We start from the raw sequence: 24934 nt of genomic DNA, 5'->3' as shown, positions 1-24934 counted from the left end.
ATGGTATGTTTGATGCATAACAGCCAGCATAAAGCTACCGATGTCATTGCCACGATTTTCTACCATCAAATGTTTCAGTCACTTTCTGTTATCCATTTCTAGTTGTTCATTATTTTTAGCTTTCAATAGTATTCTTAATTCATCTCCTAGTTTGGCAGCAGAAGAAATTGTCATTAGATATGGATTATTTGAGGAATCTCTCTCTGTTGCAGATTTACGCAAATATGCCGAAACGCAACAAGTTTCTGACGATTTAAAATCTATTTTGGGTTACTTAAGCTCACAACAGCAACAGAAATTACAAAAGGTGCTACAGATGAAAATACCTTTGGGTGTTGTGGCTTTAGATAAGCTAGTCAACTCAGAAACTGGCAAAATAGCTCTAAATTTTGTTGCCCCAGCGATCGCTCGTCGTGACAACGCAGGTATACAAGCACTGCGATCTGCAATTATCTTAGGAGCTGCATCATCAAAAGGTCTAGGAGTGATCTCATTTCTAGAAGCTTATCCCAGTCAAAGACTTGTCGTTAATTTACCAACAGCTTTAGACATAGTAAACAAAGCTGATTTCTTTTCTAGTTTCTCTGGTTTTCTACTCACAGATGACTTCGGCACGACATTACTATCGCCGTTGGAGTTCTAAAATTTAATCTCAAGCTTTCCAACTAAAAATAAAAGCATAAACATAAGCCACAACTTCATTAATAACTGAGCGCACACCTGTACTATACATCCACCATTTGTTTGGGTCGTAATTTTGTGGTGAGCTAGCAATCACTCCTACTTGTATTTTAGGTGCAAGGGCTTGTTGAAATATCAGCCAACTTCTACGAGCATGGGTTGCATAGGTGAACAGATTAACCGCTTCTATCTTGAAATTGGCATTTTCTAGCCACTGCTGTAATGCGATCGCAGATGCGTAGGTGCGATCTTTGGTAACTTCTTGGGAGGGAACAACGACTATCTTTTCTGGTTCTAAACCCAATTTTTTTAAAGTTGCCGCAGCCATTTCCGCATAAGTTTTGTATTCAGCCAGATAAAATCCCTTTTCTAACGGGATTCCTGTGGTGATGAGTTGACGATAGGAATTCTTTTTAAATTCAGCTAAAGCTTGTACAAGTGCATAATCTGGTATCCAACCTTCCACAACCAGGATATCTGCTTTTACAGGAGAAGTCACGGCAAGAAATGGGTGTATGTTAATAAAGCTAAAACTAATTAAACTAGCAACTAAAGTTATGAAAATTCCCCATCCTGGAACCGTCAGCACCCACATTTGTTGGCGTTTAAATAAACGGAAGACGGGGAAATTTTTCTTCTGCTTTGGTTGAATTTTTCTATGCATTACACCTTTGCAGAACGTTGGGATTTGAGATATTCAAACACAGATTTATCTCCGATATCCGGAGGAATTGCTTGCACTACTTTACGTACAGCAAAAATTACAAAGAAAATTGCCCAAATTCCTAATAAAACTCGTTCCCAATGCATAGATAAAATACCCAGTAAATGTCCTAGTAGTAGTAAGGGCACAATGGGAGTAAGTACTTTCGTTTCCAGACGATTAAAGCAAAATCCTTCTTTAAAATAAATTCCTGTCAAAGCAGCGAAGGTAAAACCAACTCCCAATAGAGTCAAGGGTTGAGTGTAAACGGTAACAGCCAAAGGTTCACTGCTCGATAGTGCCACTACTATCGAGGAAATACTACCAATCGCCCAAAATACTTGCAAGATGCGGTGCAGTTCTACCATGTAAATATGGATGGTCAATAAACTCACACCGAGCGCAAGGCTGAAACAAGCATACAGAGGAGTCAGCCAGTTGTAAATACTGGGGCTAGGGTTGAATAATACTAAAGCAGTGCCGATCGCAAAACAAATAGCAGCCACCATTAAGCCACTGCGGTAGATAATCACACCAGTGCGATCGCCCTTGTTAATTGTAAACTCACCAAACTGACCTTGATATACTTCGGGTGCAGATAATGTTTGTGTAGTCATATACAAAATCACATGAATTACTTAGACTTTACTGGGCAATGTCTAATTAGATAGATAATTGTAACCAACACTTTTTATGATAAACAGCACAGGCGATCGCAAGTTAATAATTACCTAATTATATTTTCCAGCACCTCCACAGCTTTTTTAATGTTGTTATGGTAATTCAAAACTGTAGAGTAACGTAACGATCGCCCCGATCATTCAACGCAAACAGAAAACTGGTGTCGAGTGTCGCGTGCGATCGCCCGTCCGCTTGTTAACATATATCAATCTCACATCGGCTGTAGTCGCATCATGACGATTTTACCTACCAGCCCTCAACACCTGTTCAGCCGTCAGTTTTAAATCTGGGAAGGTTGGAGAGACGATAGTCTCATTGCTCCGAAATTGCTGAATCTCGTACTCCCCATCCACTAGCTTACAGATAGAGAGGGTAGGTTGTTTGGGCTTCCCAATGTGTCGAGTACCACCTAACCCTGCATAGTCTGCAATCCAATATTCGGGAATACCTAAAACTGCGTAGTCTTCGACTTTACGGGCATAATCATTTTGCCAGTTGCCACTAACAACTTCTGCTACAAACTTAATCGAACTGCCTAAAGTCAGGATCGATTGCTCAGACCAAAGCGGTTCTTTGATAAGTTCATCTTGATCGACAACTGCAACATCAGGTCGAAATGCTGTCATACCAATGTTAGAAGGGCGCAATAGTCCCCGCTGAAGGACAAACCAAGGTAAGCTTGTTCTGTCGATCTGGACACAGATCTTTGCGGTAATGAAGGCTGCAACCTCTTCATGCAGGCCTGTTGGTTCCAAGTCGAACACCTCTCCATCGATCAGTTCGTAGCGGTTATCGCCACCATAAAGAACGAGAAACTCGTCAAAGCTAAGTGGCTTCTGTTGTATTGGTTGGTTGATCGCAATGGTCATAGGTCAACTTAGCCCAATCAATGCCTTTAGTCTACCAATATGAATGGAATAAATACGATGTCGGGCAAGGTACTGATTACTTCAATTCACTTTTGTCGCTCTACATTCGTTCCATCCATCGTTAACAACTGGGGAAAGGGACTGACCCTATTTTACTTTCTCGTTAAGTTCAGATCGTAAGCCAGTGCGATCGCTTAACTCTAAACACCTACAAGCAGTGCGATCGCTTAACTCTAAACACCTACAAGCAACCTTTCATCTATTTCCCACCGAGAATTTTCAGTCTCAGTTCCGGTTGGGTGGCGGCAAACAACCTTTGCCATAACACCAATAATTGCATCAGTTCGCTTCAAGCAAGCGGCTGGTAACACTTCATATTTCCTTCAACAAAGAACCCCGACGCCAACGGTTATTACTTGAGGTTCCATATCTGCCTTTTGATCAACCATTCCCCCGATTCCTCTCTATGGAGGAGCAAAGCCTTCGTGGCTTGGAATGAATTTGTCGCTCCATCAGCGTGGGCAACAGTGGTTATATCAACGTGTGCGATTCCGTATATCCATTGATCGTCAATTCGTAGAGCATCAATCGGTCTAGATTGGATACTCCATTTGGCAACATCATAATCTTTCTGTTCGCTCTTTGAAATCTCATCCGGGCCGTACTCAGGCTCCGATCCTGGTGGAATCCGAATCGCGTCTGTTGCGAATAGCTTGCGATAGGCTAGTGAATCGTTAGCGCTAACGGCAGCCTGATACTTCTCACACATTGCTTTGAGAACCTCATTCGCATCAATCATCGTTTGTGTCTCCTTGGTTAATTTACTCTCTCCTGTTGCACAGCAGGTGAGTAGTGTTGGTATAACCGAAACCGACTTTTTGCATCGGCTCTCATGAGAGCATCTTCATGCTGCCTAATATCATCGAACTCGCTAGCGCAAGACTAATTTTGAGCCGAAATTAAGTAAGATCGCTATACGTCCTTGTGTAGTGAGTCGTTAGGACAAGCTCTGCGAAAGCCACTTCACCTAAATTACTTAACTGCTGTTAGCACAGTACGTTTACACTACCTAATTTGCAGCAGTTTTCGCAACAGAAAATTACAAATCTTTGGTTTAAGATTCCAACCATAAACCTCGACACCCAAAGCTCGGTAATCTAAACCTACCCGAACTGACCAGTACTTTTTACCAAGCTTGTTGAAGTGTAACGACGGATGAGACGGATCAGCTTTTAGAAGCTCATAACATTGGTTTGCCGTTTCCTGCACACTTTCAGGCAGTGCGTCATAACACTTCCAAAATCTTTGCGTTGTGTAATGCATCAAACTTCTCGACAGCGCCCGCTTTGAAATCAGCGATCGCCTCTTCAGCCAAAGCTTCTAGCTTACCATCTGTAATGTCTTGCTCTAGTTGCTCATCCCAACGCTGATAATTCAGGTCAAAAAACCACTGCCTGAGCTGCTTAAACTCATCCGAGGGGAGGGTAAGAATAGCTGCTTCAATTTGCTCAAGGGTTGACATATCAGTTTCTAAATCTTTGACCTTGATCGGATTATAGCTTTGCCGTAAAAATCGATTATCTGTTTATCTCAGTTTAACTGTGAACACCGACAGACAACCTTATACTCCGTTCCGATTCAGCGTAATGTGATGCGACTCTCGAAAAAACCATTAGATGTTGTATGCAACTTCAGAAAGGAAGGCATTTGAGTTTTCGTGTCGGAATTTTAAACCGTCAGCATTCACCTCGCAGAGTTTTGTATTGACTAACTCAGCATCCTGCCAAATAAATCCACTTGGCAAAACCATGTGTACATCTGCTACTGAGTTATCCATTGCGGAGCGAACAGGCTCAATTTCCGCATGAGCCAGATCGCCAAATTTCAAGTTTGCTTCTTTGTTGCTCCTCTCCAGTTGCATGGAGCCAAATACCACTTTCGGCGGTTCGGAATAGGTACTGGAAAAAATCTCAAACGGGCCTCCTGGGCCGGCATTTCCTGTTGCTATCTCAGTCAGCGCAGTTCGCTGTGCTTCGTTCGCTTGTTCGTCAATATAAATAACGGCTCTACCATTTCCCTCATGAATGGGATTCGGCCAGTAAACAAATTGAGCCAGTTTCAGTCCATCTAAACGTATGTCGTTGTAGGCACCTTCTTTTATTGCCCAGGCACCAATGGCCTGACAGGTACCGTCAGTCGGGATGGCGTTGATATTACAAGGACATCCATAAGCACAGTTACAGGTTTCAAAGTAATCAGCTTTCCACCACCAGTTTGCCATTTTTAGTCTCCTTTTTCTGAGTCGTAATTTTTCTCTAATCTATCTACTGGAAGAGGTTTCACAAAAAAGGGATTTTCAGCAAGAAGGACTTCACTATGCCGTTGCCATAATAGTAATTCCCAATAAGGTAAGTAATAAGGCTCCGATTCGATTTATGAGCTTCCCGAATCGCGTCACTTTTTCTAGTAGCACAAAAATTGCGATCGCAGCGATACCAAGCAGATTCATGACTCCCACCACAAACAGAAGAACCATTAATGCCCAACAACAACCGAGGCAGTAGATTCCATGCTCTAGACCCATGATCAAAGCTCCCCACGTTCCACTTCGCCAATTATTTGATAGAAAATCAACAGGCGAACGACAATGCTGGAGACAGGCAGATTTGTAAGGGGTTAACTGATAAATCCCAGCAGCAATTAAAATCAATCCACCAAGCAACGGACTTGTACTGACCATCATTGGCGAGAGGAGAGCAGCCTGTTCCAACCCCCACTGAAGTAATGTTGCCACAGCACTAAAGCCAGTCCAAATCGTTAAATAACCACCCAAAAAAGCACCTGTGGGAACGAATACTCGCTCGTTTTTCGCTCGTTTTTGGAAAACGCGGGCATAAAGCAAGATAGTAGGTGATACACTAGGCACCATCATGCCAATCATCATCACAGTCCACATCAAAAACATCAAGGCAGCATCAACAGTAGTCCAAGGCTTTAAATGGGCCATATCCGATATGGGCGCTGCCATCATTTCGTTCATGCCAACAGCCAAAATAATCAGGTAGCACCAGGCAATCGCTGTCACACCGATGAGACTTGCAATTATTGCTAGTCGTTGATGCTTCAGAAACTGTTCTACTAATTTGCTAGAAGTCATACAACCAACCTATCAATTGTCTAAGCAAGCTTCTCTAAGATTCAACAATCTTTACATCAATAATATCTGGACTTGCAATGGAGTCGCGATCGCTTAACTGTGAACACCTACAGGTAACCTTTCATCCACTTCCCCACCGAGGCTTTTCAGTCTAACGACTAAGCTCACGCCTTCGCAGATAACCTATGCAACTCAACCAACTAAATCACGGCGTTTTGGTGCAGTGACTTGTTAGCTGGCTAGCAACACAGAGTTTAATCTACTCATAATTAATTGAAGCAAGGTTGAAACGAGCCAAAGAACATTACTCAGAGAATTACAACGAGCAGTAGGGAAAGTGAAATATGACTCAAGAAATTAGAGCACAAGCTAGTAGTGGCAATGTGTTTGCAGATTTGGATTTAGAGAACTCTGACGAATTGCTTGTCAAAGCAGAACTTGCCCGCAAGATCGGCAGCATTATTACCAAGCAGCAGATGACTCAAGCTGAGGCAGCAGAATTGTTAGGAATTGACCAACCTAAAATCTCAGCATTAATCAATGGGAAATTATCAGGCTTTTCGACTGCGCGACTGTTTCGCTTCTTAAATGCTTTGGGGCGAGACGTGGAAATTGTGGTGAAACCCAAGTCTCATTCACAGGCTCAAACGCGGGTTGTTGCTTCGTGATTTTAGGCACTCGCAGATCACCTTATTATTATCTTCCGTTACTTCACCAACAACCTAAAGCACGCTCATCGGGTTAACTTGCGATTGCTTAACTCTGAACACCTACAAGCAACCTTTCATCCACTTCACACCGAGGATTTTCAGTCTAACGATCAAGGTTACCGGATGCAAACAGCCTTTGCATATCAGCCAACCATATTGGAGTTTTCCGGTGCAGCGACTTGTTAGCTCGATTCAAGGCAATAGCTCAAAGTAACCGCAGTGCCTTGGACGAATAAGCGAAAAATCTCGACGATCAAGTGTATAGATGCGAGTAATAGCAAGCCTTTCAGCTATGGTAACAATCGCCGAATCTGTAAAGTCAAGTTGACTATCGGCATATTGCTCCAAAACCTCATGTACTCGCACCAAATCTTCTAATAAGACAGGCTCAATTTGAACTGCGCTGGTTGTAAGGCTATATACAAAATGACGCATTGCCTTGTGCCCTAATCTGGATGCAATCAGGTAAGAAATTTCAGGCAAGACAACCGCAGGCAGGATCAGTGCCTCACTCACGTTTTTAGCAACAGCTAACACACGTTCATGATTACGATCGCCCCGATCGTTCAACGCAAACAGAAAACTGGTATCGAGTATCGCTGTCATGTAGGATGACTCGGCTTGAGATTCCAACCATAAACAGGATCAATTTCATTGCGAAGAATCTCCTCATCTCGCTCTGAAATATCGTGTTCACCAGAGTTACCCAAACCTGCGACTGCCAGTAGAAAACCGGAAGCATTTTTGTTTTCAGGCTCTTTTAAGTGAATTGACTTGTAGCGAAGATAGTCAACAAAACTGGCAAGCTCAAGCAAAACCTCGTCAGGCAAGGTACTGATTACTTCAATTAACTTTTGTCGCTCTACATTAGTATTAGTTCCGTCCATCGTTAACAACTGGGGAAAAGGACTGACCCTATTTTACTTTCTCGTTAACTTTAGATAATGACGTTAGTGCGATCGCTTAACTGTGAACACCTATAAGCAACCTTTCATCCACTTCACACCGAGAATTTTCAGTCTAACGGTGAAGTTGTGCGGCGGCAGACAACCTCTATTCGTCCGCACCAACGCTGTGTTAGCCCTCGTCACCAAGCATTTTGATGATATGTTTGGCAAGCTGTTCCTTAATTTCTCGATGCCTTGGAACAGGTTGAGATACTTTTGTTTTCGGATTCTGATACCAGTCATGCTTACCACCATGACGAATGAATACACATCCCATCTCTTCGAGGTGTTTGATCAAATCTCATCGTTTCACGATACCTCAAGTTCAGCTACTTTTCGGACATTGGGGATTGTTCCACTCGTCAGTTCTTTATAGTTTCTCCAACTATGCCAATCATCTTATCAAACTGGGCTTGATTCTATTCAAGTTTAATCGCCTAACCAAAGAATAACTCTACTGCTATGTCCTCAAAAAAATATAGAGGGCTAACACACAAAACAACTTGTCTGTCCGTCTTATGGCAAGCTATCAAATAAGCTCTCAATAGCAAACTTGTACAGTATCTCCCAAATTCATCTGCAACTGAACCCGTGCATTACCACAATTAATGGCTATTTCTACCCAGTCGTGACTGCCAACAAGCGCGATCGCCTCTCCAATTTCAACGTCTCCATAAGTACTACATCCGTTAATTATCTTTTCACCCACTTGTACGCTCCAGGTTTTGCCTTGCACGTAACTTGCAGGAATGTTAGTCACTAAGTTACCGAAAGTATCTATATATTGAATCGAACCTGTGATATTATTCTTTTCTAAAGAAATTTTGCCTATCTCCAGCCTAGCCAATGTTTCTGGGTTAATTTCTCGCCCTAACTCTTTGAGAGGAACACCGCTAGCAAGATAAGCTCCAACGGGTGCAAAGATGTCTCTACCGTGGAAAGTACTGCTAGGTTGAGGAGTGCGCCAGTAATCGGGGTTTGTGAGTTCTACTGCTGCAATGGCAGGATTTTGACTTAACACTCCACTCAATAATCCATTATCCGGCCCCACTAAGAATCCTGTCGCAAACTGGAGAGCGATCGCTCTTCTTTTTCCTCCCACACCCGGATCTACCACCGCCACGTGTACTGTTCCCGCAGGAAAATAAGAGCAAGCATCCATCAAACAAAATCTGCCTGCTGCGATGTCTTGCGGTGGAATTTGGTGTGTTAAATCTACCACTGTGATTTTGGGGTTGATTTGGGCGATTACTCCTTTCATGACGCCGACATATACGTCGCGATCGCCAAAATCACTCAACAATGTTAGAAGTGGTTGATTTCTTAAAGTTTCTGACATAAATTAACACTTTCTATATAATTTAAAATAATTTTCTGTAGCAAAAGTAACTAAAAATTTGATATGTTAAGATTACAAGACATAAGTAAAATGATGAAAGAGGATGATACTTATGATGACAAACAGACTTGAAGCCGTAAAAAAAGCACGGGAAGCTCATAGAGAGAGTATTCGCAGAAGTTTGCAACATCGCTTGGAAGTAGCTAGAGCTAGAGGCGATGAAAATTTAGTTCGTCAGTTAGAGGAAGAAATGAAATATTTTAGCTAAATAAAAAGATTATTGTTCATAGTTTGTCATAGTTTTGTTGTATTTTAGCCCGCCTAAGCAGCGGGCTTTTTTTTTGATTAGGGATGCGTAAAATACAGCAATTTGATATTTAGTGCATCACTTGTTGAGCCTGTTTATTTTTTGACTAAAATATATGCTGTGGCGTATTCAGGCAATTGACTGATATGTCGCTTAAAAGCATTTTGATTCTGGAAGATACCAGCTAAAAAATCGAGTTGATAAAGATTGGGTAAAAATGCTCCGCCTGTATCTGCGATGATTCCCATTTTCAGTCGTTTACTTCCACCTTGAGGATACTCAAGCACAATTATTTTACCCAGACCAATGTTTAGAACATCTCCAGCAAAAGTTACTCCTGGTTTAATAGAAATTTTTGCATCTATTTTATAACCATAACCTTTGATAGCATCAACCTTTCTAAAATACCAATAACGCTTTTGTGCTCTAGGCGATACTCCTTTTATATAAGGTATTCCATTGTTTCTGTCTACATTAAAAAATGCTTTAGAACCATCATTGAAATTAATAAGTATGGTTCCTTGCATTAATGCTTCTTCTAATCCTTCTCTGGTGAGATAGGCGAGGGGTTCCACTTTTCCAAATTCTTTCCCACCTGGTTCATAAATACCCGATAATACATCTTGTTTTGTATATTTGGTATAGAATTTATTACTGCTTCCATTATCTTTTAAACTATAAATAGGGGTATTGAATTTAGCAGTTTTTTTACGAGAGCCTGGATGGGTAAATACAGCATATTTGGTAATTCGTAAACGTTCTTGATTGCGGTTTTGCGGATTGTAAGCAGACCACTTGATCACCCGAAAATTTTTGTTAATAAAATTCGGATCTTGTAAACGAGTCACTCTATTGTTGGCAATATCTTCCTGCAAGACGGCAATCATAAAATCTAAGGTTTTGAGAACATCTTGTACACTTACTCCAGAACTAGCTAACAATCCTGTACGTAAAATATCTGCGTCTTGGGAAGAGTAGGTTTGGAAATATTTTTTGGTATTAATCAGAACAAATAATAAATCCTTTTGATTGAAGTTAACCTTGGTGTTTGGTAATTTGGCTGAAGAGAGAATTTGATTTCCTCGAACGCTAAATTTATATCTTTTTAACTCATCTATGACTTTATAGGGTGCAGAACTTGATTTTTGCTTAGATAAAGTAGAGTTTTGTTTTTCTGTAGAATCTGGAGGTGCAAGCTCTGCGATCGCTGTATTTTGAAAATGCTGTTGGGGTAAGTCAGAAATTTCCTGCTGCACAAGGGATAAATTCTGGTGTTGGGATAGCTTGTTACTGGTAGATTGAGTGTATAAATAACCACTGCCCAAACCAATCAGTGATAAAGCGGCAAAACCTACTGCGAATCGAAATTTTAAGCTAGATAGAATACTCATAAGTTGGCAACAATTTTTCTACTGATACAAATTAAATTTGCTCGATATCTGAACAACATTAATCACTTTCAATCCTAAAACTCTTTCAGGAGGCTTGTAGGAATAAGTATAGTGCGGGTACATTGCCCGTGTAGGCTGTCTAGTCTGCAATTTTAGATTCAGAAATTATCAACCCCATATTGTAAAACGCTTAAACAGATGATAACTTGGCAAAAAAGTTTCAATAATCTTATCCTTACAAGCCTACTTGTAGTCACCCCTATCCATTTAAATACTTATATTCGCGCCCAGTCTCTCCAATCTTCTCAGAACTCAAGCATCAAGATTCTCACTAAAGAAGAGTTGTTCTTTGGCTTAAGTAAACCAGGTGGAGGAACAGTTTCTGAGGAACAATGGCAGCAATTTTTGAACCGTGTCATCACACCCCGTTTCCAAGAAGGATTAACCGTGATGGATGGCTACGGACAGTATTTGAATAGTTCTGGCAGCCTTAACAGGGAAAAGACTAAGCTAGTGATTCTGATTTACGAAAATAATCACAAGAGAAATCAGATGGTTGAAGAGGCGATCGCAAGTTATAAGCGCGCATTCCATCAGGAATCTGTCTTGCGCGTAACTAGTTCCGTCAAGGTGTCTTTTTAAGGAACAATTTTCATTCTTACAATTACTATGTAAATTTACTTAGATTAACATTCAATAATAACTATAAGCAGTCATTGTCTACAACGTAAAAATAAGGGTTTGAAGAAAGTTAAGCAGTAACCACCCTACAAAAATAGTAAGGTGGGCACTGTAAAGAACGTAAAAGGTTTTGAGAAAAGTTAGGCAGTGCCCACCCTACAGAAGATGTGTATTTATTGACAAGCTCAAGTTAAATTAACAAAGAACAATATACAAACTAGCAAGGAGCGACAATGGTATCTAATTCTACTTCTTTCTCTGATATTCAGAACCATTGGGCACGCTTATTTATTACCGCTTTAGCCGAGCGTCGTATTTTAAATGGTTATCCCGATCGCACGTTTCGTCCCAATAACTCGGTTACTCGCGCTGAGTTTGCAGCCATCATTGCCAAAGTATTTACCCAACCTTCAAAGCGGGCATATGTTCCTTTTACCGATGTCCCAGCTAATCACTGGGCGGCAAATGCCATTAAAGGAGCTTACGAAACAGGATTTCTGTCTGGTTACCCCGATCACAGTTTTCGTCCCAATTATAGAATTGCTAGAGGCGATGTTTTAGTTGCTTTGGTTAATGGTTTAGACCTTGCTGCCAATATTAAACCCGATCTGCTAACAGAACTTCCCCAAATTTACAAAGATGCGGCAAATATTGCTGGATACGCAAAAAACCAGGCTGCTATTGCTACCAAAGCTGGAATCGTAGTTAGTTATCCGGATATAAAATTACTTAACCCAAATATAGCGGCAACTCGTGCTGATGTAGCAGCGATCGTTTATCAAGCCTTGGTGTATCTGGGAAAAGCCGAAAAAATTGCTTCTAACTATATAGTTGCGCAACCCACAACAAGCACGCCAACTCCGATACTACCTAATACTGTTAAGGTAAATCATCGCCGCGAATTTCGGGGGGCATGGGTAGCTTGTGTATGGAATAGTGATTGGCCGAAAAAAGCGGGACTTTCAGCTTTACAACAACAAGCTGAGTTGGTAAATATTATTGAAAAATTGCAGGCACTAAATTTCAATGCCCTAATTTTACAGGTACGACCAGAGGGCGATGCATTGTATGCTTCTCAATTAGAACCGTGGAGTGCTTGGTTAACGGGAACTCAAGGTCAAGCACCAATTCCATTTTACGATCCCCTAGAATTTGCGATCGCTGAATGTCGCAAACGCAATATCGAACTTCATGCTTGGTTCAACCCCTACCGTGCCAAAACTTCCATCAAGCAAGGCAGTAATGTCCATCCCCACATAGCAGTTACAAATCCAGAATATGTTTATCAGTGGGGCAATCAACTGTGGATGGAACCAGGAGCGAAAATTGTTCAAGATAGAGTTTACAACGTAATTCTAGATGTGGTGAGGCGTTATGATGTCGATGGCATTCACCTAGATGACTATTTTTATCCCTATCCCATCCAAGGGCAGTCTTTCCCCGATCATAAAACTTATGCCGCCTATCAAGCGGCTGGTGGTAAACTTAGCTTGGGCGACTGGCGGCGAGAAAATGTGAATCAAATGGTACTGCGCCTAGCAGAGGGAATTAAATCAACAAAGCCCGATGTAAAATTTGGCATTAGTCCCTTTGGTATTTACCGTCCCGGACAACCCCCTGGTATTGTTGGTTTAGATGCCTACAACGTACTGTATGCCGATGCTAAAAAATGGCTGGAACAAGGCTGGATAGATTATATCGCCCCGCAGCTTTACTGGCGTACCGACCAAACACAACAGAGTTATCCCACCCTGTTAAAGTGGTGGACAGAAATTAATCCGAAACAGCGACACATTTACGCTGGTAACAATATTTCCCAGTTAGACGGCAAGGCTTGGAAAGATGAGGAAATAGAAAAGCAAATCAAGATTAGCCGCAACCTAGTGGGAGATTTATCTTTAGGGAACATCTTCTTTAGCACCAATTCTCTAATCGAAAATCGCCAAGGCATCTCCGAGACGTTCCAAAATTCCCTGTATGCCAAACCTGCCTTAGTTCCTACTATGTCTTGGCAGAATGCAACACCACCAACACCGCCCACGGCACTGCAAGTTAACAACCGCAAAATTTCCTGGCAGCCAGGTGACGAGCAAAAGATTCGTTCTTGGACACTTTACAGGCAGAGTGGCGATAGTTGGATTCTTCAGCGAGTTTTACCTGCTGGTACTACCTTTGCCACTGTTGAGCCCGGAACTTATGCTGTGTGTGCAGTAGATCGGTTAGCAAATGAAAGTGTAGGGGTGGTGATATCGGTAATTTAAAAGGCAGAGGGCAGAAGGAAAGGCTTGGAAAAGGCTAATGATTAAGTTTTACGAACTAGCATCTACGCTTTCAATGTATTGGCTTTCCATTAGAAAAGCTCCTTTTGTAAAGCGCACGCCCCAGTAACCTCCAGGGCGGCGATCTAGAACTACGCCTTCTTCGCCAATTTGAATCACATCCGGAGGGCGCAGCATGGGCATCGGTTCAGCAGTTTTGACATAGGGCGGTAATGCCACAACACGAACTTTACTGCCAACGGTAAATTCTTTGGACATAACTAGGGGCTAGGGGACAGGGGATAGGGGACAGGGAACAGTTAACAAACAACTAATTGAATGATAACTGTTCACTGATAACTGATAACTGCTAAGGGGCTTGCCAGATTTTTTGATGGTACTGCTCTATGTCTGCGTAGGGATCTATGGGAGGATGGGAGTGGTCGTGAGTGTGATGATGGTGGTGATGGTGGTGATGATGATCGTGAGAATGCTCATTTCCATGATGATTTGCTAAAGCTGCTAGCCGGAATTTGCACATTTCACAATTCATCTGTACTTGTCCTAATTGAGTTTCAATTTCTCGCTCTCGCAGTACGGAAAATAACTGTGGATGCAAGCCCATTTCTGGCAGACAAGTCATCACAATTTCTGGGTGTTGCTCCTGTTGTTGGGCTGTAATGTTAAAGATTTTTTTCACTAAAGCGCCAGTGAACAGGAAGTATGGTAAGACAATGATACGTTTTGGCTGGTACAAGCGGGCACGACGAAAGCCTTCTTCGAGCCTGGGGTGGGTAATGCCAATAAAGCAAGTTTCAACAGTGGAGTAGCCACTGCCTTCCCAAAGAATGCGGGCAAGTTTGTAAACATCACCATTGGCATCAGGATCGCTAGAACCACGCCCGACAAATAAAAGTACTGTATCAGCACGAGAAATTTGATGGGGGTTATTTTCTGGCTTGTCGAGTTCAGCTAAACGCGATCGCCATAACTCGATAATGGCAGGGGTAATTCCAAAGTGCCTGCCATAGTGAAATTTTAATTGGGGATACTTGCTTTTGGCGCGATCGAGTTCATTAGTAATATCAAATTTATTGTGTCGTGCAGCGAATAGCAGTACTGGTAACACGGAAAATTCAGTGTAGCCTTTTTCTACACACTGGTCGATTCCTTCCTGAATAGTAGGGCCAGTTAATTCCAAAAAGCAAGGCAAAACCGGACGTGATGCATCTAAAGATTGATAGATAGCAGCAAAATCTAATAAAGCTTGCCTCCCTTCTGCATCCCTAGTACCATGACCAATCATCAATAAAGGACGTTTTATCGGCAGAGCAGGCAATTGCAGGCGATCGCTGGTTGGGTATTCCAATTGGGTAAGACTGGTTGTGTTAAAAATAGGCATTCTGAATTTAAGCTCCTTTCCCGTGCAACGCAGGAAATAGAGTGAGCAAGTAACAGATCGGCGTTCTGGCTTACAATTTGTCATTTGTCATTAACAAAGAACAAATGACAAAATTGCTTACAGCTGCGGCACAGCCTCGGACTTGCACCGATGTTTCCCTCTTCTGTTACGGTTCACGGTTGCTTTGTTATCTTAACTGAATCTCGTCCAGTTCCAAAATGCAGGGGGAGGGGGTGAAATTTTTTACGATTCAGTCTATCTTGGAAGACAAGATGAAGCGGCTAATGTTATTACCCACGCGACAGAGTTTGACAAGCAAGTGGCACTAGAAGCACTTTGTCAGGGACAAACTGTGATTCCTTTTTGGTGCGATCGCATACATCAACAATTAAGGGATAATCTCAAAAGCTTTGGTAGCTAAAGATAATAATTACAGTATCAGCGCGGGAATGCAATAGGCGATCGCCACTGGTGAATTGATTGAAGTGCCGTTTATCTTTCAATTCTCAGCTATTGTTACTAGCAGTGATTTTAACAACTTTGGATTCAACCATCACGTTGCAATCTACGTCAATTATTGTCATGTTGTAGTAGTTTTCGGGTTGAGCTTGGGCATCGACACTGACTTTAACTTGAAAGCTCCTTTCTTCTCCATTCAATTCATTCAATTTGCCTAGATTAGTTACTTTGATTCCTTTGCCAAAGCTTATTATTTTAGGAGTTCGCAGATTGTTCCCTTCTACCGTTAAGATCACCTCTGAATCTCCTTGCCGTAGGGTATCAGGGGTAACTTTTTTAATCTCTGGACTTGGTAAACTCAACCAATCTTGGGTGTGAGTCCGAAGAATACGACGGTATTTATAGTTATCAATTTTAGTAATGTCACCATTGTTAGGATCAAAATCAACTTCTGCTAAAACTACCCACGGTTCAGACGGACAAGGCGGACATTTCGGAATTTCCATTTGTTTCGGCTGATCGGATGAATTGTCTGATAAGTCGGGGCGATGCGATTCGGGAAGTTCTGTTAAAACGCCAATTTCATAGCCATCGCACCAGCGAGAATATTCGCATTGCATATCGTCGCAACCGCACCCCATCGGTTGTAACCGCACGGGGCGCGCCATTATTTCTTTATATTTAACAGCAATGTAGACAGGCCCTTGACATCGATTGATAACGATTTCCTTGACATCGCTGCACCAGGGATCGAGAGGAGGAGGTGAAGGTTCCTGGCACATTCCCATAACTCCAGTAGTGCAGATGTCTATTGTGCAATCGCGATCAATAACAATTTCATCCCCGTAAGGCCCTAATATGTATCCAGGACTAACATTCACTAGCCAAGGTTTCATTTCTTCTTTGGAGTTGCAAACCGGGCAAACAATAGCACCGCAGATTGTACCCCAGCCATGCAACAAACGATTGTGGCGACGTAGTTTATCGCGAAAGTAAGTCTGCTCTAAAATCATATCGTCGGCGGTAATCATTTGCCGAGGAAAATAGCGAGGACGCTCGATCGCGCTACACTCACAAAGTTCATTACCCAATCCGTGATGATGTTTCATTTGATTTCTCCGTAATTATCTTCGTGAATTAGAGATAAAAGCAGTTTGAACAGTAAATCGTTCGTAAAAACAATGGGGCGAATCGTAATATCAATGTTGTCTTCTTGCGGATGACAAGGATCTTCATCAACGGGTGCAACTCGGATATTGGCAAGGGGGATACAGGGATTTTCGGGTAACTGACGGCAACCATGACTCGTCACGTATTTGGCAAGTTGGGGATAGTCAATGCGATCTCCCGAAATAAAATCGGGGATACAGACATCTTTCAGAGGAGGCGGTACAGCACCCGCTTTGAACTCTAACTTGTATCTTTCTCGAATCGTGCCCGGTTCGCAAGCAGGTACGCCGCAATTGTCACCTGTTAAAATCGGGGCGGGATCGCTTTCGCATTCGTGATAGCAAAGTAAGAGATGAACGAACTTCTCCTCTGGTGGTTTCTCTGGGCTGGCTTGGGTAGTGTCGGTTGGAGGTTTAGGAATAAATTGTGAAGGAATCGGAATGGGTTCTGTGTCTGTTGATACGATGATTTCTCGTCCCCACTTGTCGATCGCCAAACCAGGTGTGACTATAATTCCTTTTTTATTGGGTGCTGCTTTGACATCCAAGCCACAAACTACGCCGTAGCCAGAAATTAAACGGTTCAGAAGCCAGCGTTTGGCATTGAGATAGCAGGTTTCTAATTGAAAATGGTAAACATCGAGCAGCTTGCCGTAGAAATAGCGATTGCGAATTGGTGTTTTTAAGTCGGTTGAGTGCATAGTTTTTCCTCAAAGTGCGAATTAAGATAACTAACGATCGCCCAGACGGGTTGTTTGTCCAATGCGACTGCGATCGCCAATTTGCCCAGTCGGATCTCCTGCTAAAATCATCTTTGTATTGCCTGTGGATTCACCAATTCGAGTTGGTGGAGGTGATCCGGCAACGATCGTGTCAATGCCTACCCTGGCTTGCCAACCAACTCTCATCTGGGGTTCGACAAGACAAATTTGATAAGTGGTATGGATGGGCTTTTCTCGTTCTATAATCTCGCGGATTTGAGCAAGCGTCTTCGTATTGTGAATTTGCCCTCGGTATATTTGCACGCTGAACTGATGGGCGAGTTGTTCGTAGAGGGGAGAGCCGTATGCCTCGCCATCAATGAGATGAGAGCGATCGACAGTCGCAGTAGTTCCCACTACAGCCCCCTGAGCTTCAGCAGGTGCTAAACGGGTTGTAAATCCTAATAGAGAAGTTTGTTGTTCTGATTGGCAGGCAGAAGTATTGGCAGGTAGTGCCCACCATGTCGCTTGCAGAATTGGCTCCTCAATTCGAGCATCTACATTGGCATAGAAGCGTAAAGCTGTCTGCAATCCTCGTGCGGTTCCCCTTTGAGCGTGCCAGATCGGAGCCTGAGCGATCGCTTGTCTTTGTTTTGGTTCGGGAGCGTTTTCATCAAGTTGTAGCGCCAACCAACTTGCCAGCCACGGTAGCCATTGGGTAGGAATCGCTTGGGCATCAAAATATTGACTGAGACTGGCAATTGCCGCTTCCACGTCTGTAAAGCCACTTTCAAATAGTGATAGCAACTGTTCTAGCGTTTGCCGATAGGCTGGATTTTCGCGGTAAATAGCCGGAAGGTATTGGCTGTAGGAATCGTAGTCAAATTGGACTCGGATCTGTTCTAAACGGGGACTCGCCTTGCCTTCACCCGTAAAATGCACGCCAACCCAAAGATACTGTTTAGCTTCTCCTAAAATTAAACCCTCTAAACTATCTAGCGGCATTGCCTTCCAGATAGTTGCATCGAACGGATAAATCGGATCGGTAGGATTGGGAGCGGGAGGTGGAATATCGCGATCGCTCGTATAGAAAAAGAATTGCAGATGCGTACCCGTTTGCAATGCTTCTACCTTTGCCTTGAATTGATGCCATTGAACGGCATTTTCTCTGGGATGAAAAGAACCTCCCCAAACAATGCCACTGTTGACGTAAGCGCGATCTAAGTAAAGAACCACAGGAAACGCATTGCCACCGGGATGAAGCCACAGAAACTGATTTCCTGCTAAACCACTAGCAAAACTCATCCCCGTGGGGGTATTTTCTACAGTTAAGGCGGCTACCGAGCCGTGGTAACCTTGAGCTTCGCCTACAAACTCTCCAGCGATCGTAAATTTGAAAACTCGCTGTCGCTGGTTATCGCCGACAAAAATAGCTTCTTGAGTAACGGCGAGTCCCATTGGCGATGGTAACTGCTGCGATAAAGATAATTGCTGGCGAAAATCTCCCTCTGCGTTAACGACAAAAATCGCTTGCTGGCTAGCATCTAGGATGTAAACTTGCGTTTCGTCTCCCTGTTGAACCACTGCAATATCGCTCGGTTGCTGCAAAGTTGTTTCAGCCCGAAGCGTATCCCAAAATGACTCGATCACATTACCTGACAAATCGAACTTTTGTACTCGCTGGTTGCCATAATCCACCACATAAATATTTCCCGCCACATCACAAGCTAATGTCCAGGGAGTGTTAAAATGTCCTGGTTCTGCTGACGGCTGGGGTTCGCTAGCCATGTCTGATTGTCCCCAAATTCCCAGCAGTTGGAACGATTGGGGATGGAAAATTTGCAAGCGATGATTGCCGCTATCAGCAACAAAAATTGCTTGTCGGAGCAGGTGGAATAGTACCCCTCTCGGTTGGCGAAACTGAGTCGCTTGGCTTCCTTCACTGCCAAGGCAAGGAATGGGAGTTCGAGAGCGATGCCAAAGGCACGCTGCGCGAACGCAAGGGTCGATGCGCCAGAGAAGATGATGAGTAGGATCGGTAAAATAAAGCGTCCCATCTCCCCCAATTGCCACACCAGCAGGAGCGTCAGGAATCGGTTGTTCTGCCAAACTTGGGGACGGCTCAACGACTGAAGGGAGAGAAGCTAATCGTAAGATTCCGTTTGCTTCCAGTTCTAGCCCCTGCCACTGAAAATCTCGCCAACAGTTATCTCGGTTGAGGTAGAAGAAATTGACTCTGCCCATTTTGTCCCTAGTCATAGGTTATTCCTCCACACCCATCCAAACGATATGCCAGTCCTCTAATAGTTCGGCAAGCGCATCCTTCACTCGTTGTTGTTCGGAAAAGGCAAGACTAGATGCCGTGTCTGTGACAGTGCGACTGCGTAATAAGCTTGAATTAGATCCATCTCTTGCGAACGCAAGATTTTGTACTAACAGCAAGACTTCCAGCGCAAACTTTTTCGGTGTCGCCCGATTATTATCGATATTAATCAATCCATCTACAACATAGGGTGCGCCATCGGTGCGAGAGAATTTCTGATCGATAAACCAAAGACGCAAACCGTCAATTCGTGCGGAGTAGGAAGGCGTTGTCAAAAATCCTGCTTTGCTAGTATCAACCTCGGCAACAAGCTTGAATGGTGGAATGAATACTGCTGAAGCCTGTTGTGTTGATCTAGATGGCGATTCTTCTGATGGGACAATTAATTCTACGTCCCACATCGTCGGTTGTTCTTCGCCACAAGCAATGTAGGGTTGCTTGGGTGGACGGGCACTGCGTCTTTGGGCGATGCAAACTTGACGATTTAACTGACAATTAAAAACTTCAATGCGAGCAACAATAATTTTTCGACCATCTTTAATATCAGTGGCTAATTTAGTTTCTTTGGGCTGAAGATTTCCCTGTGAATCCTTTTTGAGGCGAATCCAGCAAAAAATAGGTTTCTCTTGCCTTCTTACCACACCCCGATCCAAACAGATACCTTCACGGGTTTCTGCTGCTTCTAAATCCTCATCTTCGGGATAGGAAACAGTTAAATCGAAAAAAACAGAACCGCCGCCCTCGTCAGTCGCTACGGGAGGAATAGGCAGGATTTCTACTTGCGTTAAAACAATCTCTCGCCCATCAACATCAATGGCGTATCCGGGGCCGATCGCGACTTGGCGATCGCCTTTTTCCCCAGAAACCGCAAAACCATTGCCAATGCCGGGTTGGTGCAAGCTACGATTGTGCAACCAGCGCATCTCCCGATTAAACACTTCGATTGCTTGGAGATCGGGAGCAAACAAACGCTGACCGTGAAAAAATTCCAGGCGTTCGGGGTAGCGCGTTTCATCAAGCAGACTCATAATTCTCCTCCGTGCGATCGCAATTCTTCTGGAAGGGTTGAATTCCCAACCAAGAGACATACAGTTTTTGCTGTTGGGCAAAGGTCAGAAACTCTGTATCCAAAGCCTGATTGGTTTCAATAGAGGGTACCCAGGTTTGGATTGACGGTAGCCAGAGGTTAAAGGTCAATTGCTCGACGGATACCTTGCTGATATGCCCGAACGAGGCAAATAGGAATTGTTCTTTGGGAGAACTCCAGAAAGAACCTTGCAACCAGGCAAAATAGCAAGGAATTTCGGTAAAACCCGCACTAGAAGTATCAATTTCGACTTGAAATCCTACTACAATTTGTTGGCTGCCATCGCTCACTCTCCAAGAAGTCCAAGACGTTGCTCCTGGAACTGTCGTACCGCTACCAATGCGGGGTCGCGCGATCGCTCTGGCACGTGGAGGAATGAAGTCAGGGTGGTCAGAGGGTGCTGTTGTTCGATTAATCAAACGAGCAAGAATAACCCCATCCCGAACTTTGACGCTATTAGACGGTTTCCAGAGCAGACGAGGACGTTGTGTTAACTTAAACTTTGTGGGCAGGCAGGCTGGCGATAATTCGTTTTGCTGGTTAGATGAGTTAATTTCTTGGTACTGTGCGAGTAAAAAGCTATCTTCCAAATCTGCTGGAATAGTTAGCACCTGTGGCTGCGATAGCATTAGTTCGCGCCCGAAGCAGTCATAGGCGATCCCTGGTTCTACCGTAACGGTATTACCATTGCGAGTCACTTGCAAACCTTCAGCAATTCCGTAGGCATTATGCACAGCGCGGTTGTGCCACCAACGCAGTTGAGCAGCGATCGCACTTTGGTCACGAAAATCTACACTGCGAAGTAATTGTCCTTGCCAGTAAGTGAATCGTTGAAGATCGTTCGGGAGAGGGGTAGGCATGGGAGAATTAAAAATTAAAAATATTTTTTCTGAACTCCTAAACGCCTTTCAAACAACAGTAATATCGTGTTGTCCGGCTGCTACGAGTCCTAGTGAACCGAGACAGATGTTGCCGCATTGGGGTTTGCCGTCGGCGAGAAGTTCGAGAGATAAAACGCGATCGCTTCCTGGGGTTTCGTCAATGACTTGTAAGACTTCCGAACGATAAACATCTCGTCCGAAAACCCAGCCTTTGCCATCGCTTCCCCCAAAAAGGGGATGGAAAAATTGATTGAGCGATTGAATAATTTGCTGTTGAACTTGGCTGATATTTTTACCAGGATAGGACTGCACTTTCGCTCGCACGCTCACTTCTACATAAACGGGTGCGGCGACAATAACGCGAGTGCCGACTATCCGCCTGCGGTTGAGATAAGCTGCGTCGCAATCCAGGACTGGGCATCGGGCGATCACTGGGCAGATAGGGAAGGACGATGACGGTAATAACTCCGGTGGCTCGAATGCAGGGAAAGCTAGGATCGAGATTTGCTCGTGCTGCTACTCTTGCCAGTCGTACACCAGGGGTTTCTAGGGCTAAAGTTTCATAATCGGCTAGGGTTACGGCTCTTTGGGGCTTAGTGAGAAGTTTGAGGGCGCGGGCTGTAATTTGCGTCAGGGTTTCGGCAGCGGTTCCCCCCATGGCAGGGAGAGGATTGGTAATGGTTTCGATGCGATCGCCTAGTTCGCCGAGATCGGCAGGGGCGATTTCTCGCACGGTGTCTTTGGCTAAGTTGCCTCCTTCTGCTAAGGTTGCGTTATAGCTGGCAAAAATTCGCGCATTTTTAGGCGGAACTCGTCCTTTCTCGCCATCACCAAAGGCGATCGCTCCTGTAGTGGCATTGAGTAAAAAGTGGCGATCGCTTCGTCTAGAAGCATCAAAATCGGGACGCAGCCACCATTCGACTCTCTGCCCTAGTTCTTCGGTAAACAGATGCAAACTGTCAGGCAAAATCGGGGCGTGGGGAAGGGTGTATTGCTGTAGCGGTTCTCCTGTGCCTATCCCGATTTCACTTTCGATCGCTACTGCCTGTTCGACCTTTACACCATTTAAAATGAGGCGATCTAGCATGGGAGTTGCGTCATAGGCTCCTGTCAAAAATCGACAGCGCAGGTAGTAATAAGGTTGACAAATTACTCCTGTCGTGATTTCCCTCATCGGTGCTGGTAACTTTAACACAACGCGATCGCTTAACGTAAAGCTGCGAGTCCAATCTTCAATCTCTCCGACTGCGGCATCTAAAGGTTGCCAAAATCCTGTCTCGCTGAAGAATTCCCATACTGTCTGCACGGAATGATGGTGCAAGGGATATTCAGGTATAGGTTTGCTGTCAGTTTGTGGGGGGCATTCGAGCAAAGTGTTTGCCGGATGGCACTCAGCCTCTTGTTGTTGAAGTTCCCGTAGCAATCGCTGTCGTTCTTTCTCATCCGTACTCGGATCGCTCAAGGCAAAAAACAGACTCACAGGTAGATTTGGAGGCAGGGCGCGATCGAAACCCAAATACAAGATATTGCCTGGTTTGGGATTATCGTCAAATAGCGGCAGAGATTCACCTCGCTCAAGTCGAGCAGATAAATCGCAAAATCCTTGAGAAGTTTGGATTCCAAGCGCCCGCAACTGACTTTTGACAAGCATTAAGGGAGCCACAGTCCGGAAGCGAACGATTTGCCCTAAAGCATTTCTACCCTGAAATTGGCTGCCGATGGGGATTTCTTGAGCATCGGATTTGGGAGTCAAACTCAGAACTGTCCGAGTGGGTTGCGGTGGATTGGGTCGAATTCCAGCTAAAGCCAGAAATTTCAGCTTATAAGCATCTGAAATGCGATTGATCTGATAGAGATCCATCTCCGCAATCCAGGCGAAAAGTTCGATCAGGGTAATGCCGGGATCGTGGGCGTTGTGGTCAGTCCATTGAGGCGCATAAACCGGAATTAAGGCTCGACCTTCTTCTACTAGGTCAACCCAACGGCGATCATCTAAATTAGGCAGAGGGAGAGACACGATCGCAACCTCAAAAAAAGAGCTAAAAATTAGTTGAGTTCTAGACGAATGCGGATTTCGCCAGCAACAACAGTGCGGTTAGCAGCGATTGAAATTTGTTCGGCTTGCAGTACGCCTTCTAAAAGCAGCGACAATTCTTTGGCATAATCGACACCTTCGACGCGCTCGATTACAGCAGCAACGTCAGAAAGAAAAACATCTCTTCCTGGTTGCCAACCGCGCCCCTCTGGACTGCCGCGCAAGGGATGCAAGAACCGATTCAGGGCACTACGAACGCGAGCTTCTACTGCACCCGCTTCGGCGGCATCGATAGGAACAATCGTCACTTCGATATCGACGGGCAGATAGTCAGGAGCGATGACTTGAATGTGTTGGGCAGCAACGAGATCGGCTGCGGCTCTCACTTCGATGTATTTCCGCACTTGTTCGCGCAAGCCAAAGGAGGGGATAGGACGGGGTGCTTCGCTATGAGGAATAATGACTAGCGTTACCCATCCAGGTCGATAGCGATCGCTAGCATCGGTTGTCGGAATCGCTCGTGCCACTGCCACTGAAGGCGAAGCTTCCTTTGCCATTGTTTCGTAGTCTTGGATAGCGATCGCCACTCCCTGATGACGTAAGGTTTGTGGCCCTCGTAAGCTCAGGTTTTCTAGAGTTTCAGCATCGGCTCCTCCTTCGCTCGGTTTGGGATTGAAAACGGCTTCTACACCAGGAATCGCGCTTAAGACTTGGGTGATGGTACGACTATCGAGATTCCCGACTAAACCGCCCCCGGTACGATATTGCTTGGCACGAATAGCTGCTCCCAACGGGGGAATCTTACCGAAATTGCCATCACCAAAGGTAATCCGACCCCTAGCTCGCTCTAGGGTGTAGTGACGATTGTTAGCACCCGAATCGTAGAGAATTGGTATTAACCGTTAGTTGGCTGGACAGCGTATAGTTTTTATCGGGTGTCTCAAAGCTAACGACAGCCCTGTTAAGTTCGGGAAGTTCGCTAGATGGGGCTTGCTTGAGAAGATTTTCTAGGGTTTTGTCTAAGCTATCGAACATGACAGTTTGCCTGCTGCTGCGTCAGGATTGCAAAACAGACGTTAATATATGCACCCATAGAGCGATCGCTAATTTAAAACAATCGCATTCAGTAGCAAATACCCACGCAAAATCTTAA

The 24934-nt window shown here is 44.1% G+C and carries 31 protein-coding genes and 1 riboswitch; of the genes, 8 read left to right on the top strand and 23 right to left on the bottom strand.

Annotated elements, in window-relative coordinates; all coding sequences use genetic code 11:
• The first annotated feature begins 40 nt into the window (after positions 1-40).
• Positions 41-643 carry an alpha/beta hydrolase gene (locus UYC_RS0127945; RefSeq protein ID WP_016878297.1) on the top strand — a complete coding sequence of 201 codons (603 nt, stop codon included), beginning with the start codon at positions 41-43 and terminating at the stop codon, positions 641-643.
• A gap of 9 nt (positions 644-652) precedes the next feature.
• Here the strand turns inward: UYC_RS0127945 and UYC_RS0127940 are convergent, their stop codons facing one another.
• The 3 genes from UYC_RS0127940 to UYC_RS0127930 form a co-directional block, all read right to left on the bottom strand.
• Positions 653-1345, bottom strand: coding sequence for a YdcF family protein (locus UYC_RS0127940; RefSeq protein WP_016878298.1), 693 nt, complete (start codon positions 1343-1345; stop codon positions 653-655).
• Positions 1345-2001 (bottom strand): DUF2301 domain-containing membrane protein, encoded by a 657-nt coding sequence (locus UYC_RS0127935; RefSeq protein WP_016878299.1) that lies wholly within the window; start codon positions 1999-2001, stop codon positions 1345-1347. The genes UYC_RS0127940 and UYC_RS0127935 overlap by 1 nt, the downstream gene beginning before the upstream one ends.
• Positions 2002-2307: 306 nt before the next feature.
• Positions 2308-2934: a Uma2 family endonuclease gene (locus UYC_RS0127930; protein ID WP_016878300.1), complete on the bottom strand. Its 627-nt coding sequence runs from the start codon at positions 2932-2934 to the stop codon at positions 2308-2310.
• 184 nt (positions 2935-3118) lie between these two features.
• Between UYC_RS0127930 and UYC_RS38675 the strand changes: the two genes are divergently transcribed.
• Positions 3119-3259 (top strand): hypothetical protein, encoded by a 141-nt coding sequence (locus UYC_RS38675; RefSeq protein WP_162139015.1) that lies wholly within the window; start codon positions 3119-3121, stop codon positions 3257-3259.
• A gap of 87 nt (positions 3260-3346) precedes the next feature.
• On the opposite strand, the gene UYC_RS0127920 is transcribed toward UYC_RS38675, so the two are convergent.
• The 5 genes from UYC_RS0127920 to UYC_RS0127905 form a co-directional block, all read right to left on the bottom strand.
• The gene (locus UYC_RS0127920; protein ID WP_016878302.1) at positions 3347-3733 is read right to left on the bottom strand and encodes a YybH family protein; all 387 of its coding nucleotides are present in this window, start codon (positions 3731-3733) and stop codon (positions 3347-3349) included.
• 266 nt (positions 3734-3999) lie between these two features.
• Complete coding sequence (locus UYC_RS36885; protein ID WP_071588487.1) at positions 4000-4257, bottom strand: hypothetical protein; 258 nt, start codon at positions 4255-4257, stop codon at positions 4000-4002.
• Entirely contained in the window at positions 4220-4456 is a 237-nt protein-coding gene (locus UYC_RS0127915) for a hypothetical protein (RefSeq protein WP_016878303.1), read from the bottom strand. The genes UYC_RS36885 and UYC_RS0127915 overlap by 38 nt, the downstream gene beginning before the upstream one ends.
• Before the next feature lie 150 nt (positions 4457-4606).
• The gene (locus tag UYC_RS0127910; RefSeq protein ID WP_016878304.1) at positions 4607-5215 is read right to left on the bottom strand and encodes a DUF1326 domain-containing protein; all 609 of its coding nucleotides are present in this window, start codon (positions 5213-5215) and stop codon (positions 4607-4609) included.
• Between the two features lie 93 nt (positions 5216-5308).
• Entirely contained in the window at positions 5309-6091 is a 783-nt protein-coding gene (locus tag UYC_RS0127905) for a DUF2182 domain-containing protein (RefSeq protein ID WP_016878306.1), read from the bottom strand.
• Positions 6092-6435: 344 nt separating this feature from the next.
• On the opposite strand from UYC_RS0127905, the gene UYC_RS0127900 reads away from it, so the two are divergent.
• On the top strand, positions 6436-6759 hold the full coding sequence (locus UYC_RS0127900) for a helix-turn-helix domain-containing protein (protein WP_016878308.1): 324 nt from the start codon (positions 6436-6438) through the stop codon (positions 6757-6759).
• Positions 6760-6843: 84 nt separating this feature from the next.
• Positions 6844-6987, top strand: coding sequence for a hypothetical protein (locus UYC_RS38245; RefSeq protein ID WP_157171285.1), 144 nt, complete (start codon positions 6844-6846; stop codon positions 6985-6987).
• A 6-nt stretch (positions 6988-6993) separates the two neighbouring features.
• Here UYC_RS38245 and UYC_RS0127895 read toward each other — a convergent pair whose 3' ends face one another.
• Entirely contained in the window at positions 6994-7407 is a 414-nt protein-coding gene (locus UYC_RS0127895) for a type II toxin-antitoxin system VapC family toxin (protein WP_016878310.1), read from the bottom strand.
• Positions 7404-7688: a hypothetical protein gene (locus tag UYC_RS0127890; protein ID WP_016878311.1), complete on the bottom strand. Its 285-nt coding sequence runs from the start codon at positions 7686-7688 to the stop codon at positions 7404-7406. Before UYC_RS0127890 ends, UYC_RS0127895 begins: the two co-directional genes overlap by 4 nt.
• 82 nt (positions 7689-7770) lie before the next feature.
• Here UYC_RS0127890 and UYC_RS40445 point away from each other — a divergent pair, with 82 nt between their 5' ends.
• A complete protein-coding gene (locus UYC_RS40445) occupies positions 7771-8124 on the top strand; it encodes a hypothetical protein (protein WP_422678751.1) in 354 nt (117 codons plus the stop codon).
• A 165-nt stretch (positions 8125-8289) separates the two neighbouring features.
• Here the strand turns inward: UYC_RS40445 and UYC_RS0127880 are convergent, their stop codons facing one another.
• A complete protein-coding gene (locus tag UYC_RS0127880; RefSeq protein WP_016878319.1) occupies positions 8290-9087 on the bottom strand; it encodes an SAM hydrolase/SAM-dependent halogenase family protein in 798 nt (265 codons plus the stop codon).
• A gap of 112 nt (positions 9088-9199) precedes the next feature.
• Here UYC_RS0127880 and pirA point away from each other — a divergent pair, with 112 nt between their 5' ends.
• Entirely contained in the window at positions 9200-9355 is a 156-nt protein-coding gene (pirA, locus tag UYC_RS39120) for an arginine synthesis PII-interacting regulator PirA (protein ID WP_016879747.1), read from the top strand.
• Between the two features lie 134 nt (positions 9356-9489).
• Here pirA and UYC_RS0127870 read toward each other — a convergent pair whose 3' ends face one another.
• Positions 9490-10785 (bottom strand): hypothetical protein, encoded by a 1296-nt coding sequence (locus tag UYC_RS0127870; RefSeq protein ID WP_016878324.1) that lies wholly within the window; start codon positions 10783-10785, stop codon positions 9490-9492.
• A 198-nt stretch (positions 10786-10983) separates the two neighbouring features.
• Here UYC_RS0127870 and UYC_RS0127865 point away from each other — a divergent pair, with 198 nt between their 5' ends.
• Positions 10984-11427 carry a DUF3574 domain-containing protein gene (locus UYC_RS0127865; protein ID WP_016878326.1) on the top strand — a complete coding sequence of 148 codons (444 nt, stop codon included), beginning with the start codon at positions 10984-10986 and terminating at the stop codon, positions 11425-11427.
• A gap of 272 nt (positions 11428-11699) precedes the next feature.
• Positions 11700-13727 (top strand): glycoside hydrolase family 10-like protein, encoded by a 2028-nt coding sequence (locus UYC_RS0127860; RefSeq protein ID WP_016878327.1) that lies wholly within the window; start codon positions 11700-11702, stop codon positions 13725-13727.
• Between the two features lie 48 nt (positions 13728-13775).
• Here UYC_RS0127860 and sipA read toward each other — a convergent pair whose 3' ends face one another.
• The 11 genes from sipA to UYC_RS38240 all read right to left on the bottom strand — a co-directional run bounded on the left by sipA (position 13776) and on the right by UYC_RS38240 (position 24816).
• Entirely contained in the window at positions 13776-14003 is a 228-nt protein-coding gene (sipA, locus tag UYC_RS0127855) for a regulatory protein SipA (RefSeq protein WP_016878329.1), read from the bottom strand.
• A 91-nt stretch (positions 14004-14094) separates the two neighbouring features.
• Positions 14095-15126, bottom strand: coding sequence for a sirohydrochlorin chelatase (locus UYC_RS0127850; RefSeq protein ID WP_016878331.1), 1032 nt, complete (start codon positions 15124-15126; stop codon positions 14095-14097).
• A 38-nt stretch (positions 15127-15164) separates the two neighbouring features.
• A riboswitch (cobalamin riboswitch) is annotated at positions 15165-15329 on the bottom strand.
• Positions 15330-15632: 303 nt separating this feature from the next.
• On the bottom strand, positions 15633-16694 hold the full coding sequence (locus tag UYC_RS0127845) for a hypothetical protein (RefSeq protein WP_016878333.1): 1062 nt from the start codon (positions 16692-16694) through the stop codon (positions 15633-15635).
• Positions 16691-17455 (bottom strand): hypothetical protein, encoded by a 765-nt coding sequence (locus UYC_RS0127840; RefSeq protein WP_016878335.1) that lies wholly within the window; start codon positions 17453-17455, stop codon positions 16691-16693. The genes UYC_RS0127845 and UYC_RS0127840 overlap by 4 nt, the downstream gene beginning before the upstream one ends.
• A 30-nt stretch (positions 17456-17485) precedes the next feature.
• Positions 17486-19714, bottom strand: a complete 2229-nt coding sequence (locus tag UYC_RS0127835) for a phage tail protein (protein WP_016878337.1) — start codon at positions 19712-19714, stop codon at positions 17486-17488.
• A gap of 3 nt (positions 19715-19717) precedes the next feature.
• Positions 19718-20806 carry a hypothetical protein gene (locus UYC_RS0127830; protein ID WP_016878339.1) on the bottom strand — a complete coding sequence of 363 codons (1089 nt, stop codon included), beginning with the start codon at positions 20804-20806 and terminating at the stop codon, positions 19718-19720.
• Positions 20793-21725: a hypothetical protein gene (locus UYC_RS0127825; RefSeq protein WP_016878340.1), complete on the bottom strand. Its 933-nt coding sequence runs from the start codon at positions 21723-21725 to the stop codon at positions 20793-20795. The genes UYC_RS0127830 and UYC_RS0127825 overlap by 14 nt, the downstream gene beginning before the upstream one ends.
• A 48-nt stretch (positions 21726-21773) precedes the next feature.
• Positions 21774-22058: a hypothetical protein gene (locus UYC_RS39115; protein WP_016878342.1), complete on the bottom strand. Its 285-nt coding sequence runs from the start codon at positions 22056-22058 to the stop codon at positions 21774-21776.
• Positions 22039-23763 carry a baseplate J/gp47 family protein gene (locus UYC_RS0127815; protein WP_026087712.1) on the bottom strand — a complete coding sequence of 575 codons (1725 nt, stop codon included), beginning with the start codon at positions 23761-23763 and terminating at the stop codon, positions 22039-22041. Before UYC_RS0127815 ends, UYC_RS39115 begins: the two co-directional genes overlap by 20 nt.
• Before the next feature lie 29 nt (positions 23764-23792).
• Positions 23793-24611 (bottom strand): putative baseplate assembly protein, encoded by an 819-nt coding sequence (locus UYC_RS0127810; protein ID WP_235083160.1) that lies wholly within the window; start codon positions 24609-24611, stop codon positions 23793-23795.
• A 37-nt stretch (positions 24612-24648) separates the two neighbouring features.
• On the bottom strand, positions 24649-24816 hold the full coding sequence (locus UYC_RS38240; protein ID WP_157171284.1) for a hypothetical protein: 168 nt from the start codon (positions 24814-24816) through the stop codon (positions 24649-24651).
• Positions 24817-24934 lie beyond the last annotated feature (118 nt).

This window comes from Chlorogloeopsis fritschii PCC 6912 (assembly GCF_000317285.1).
Lineage (GTDB): Bacteria > Cyanobacteriota > Cyanobacteriia > Cyanobacteriales > Nostocaceae > Chlorogloeopsis > Chlorogloeopsis fritschii.
The sequence above is the reverse complement of the archived record's forward strand: the minus strand, read 5'-3'. Positions and strand labels throughout refer to the sequence as shown.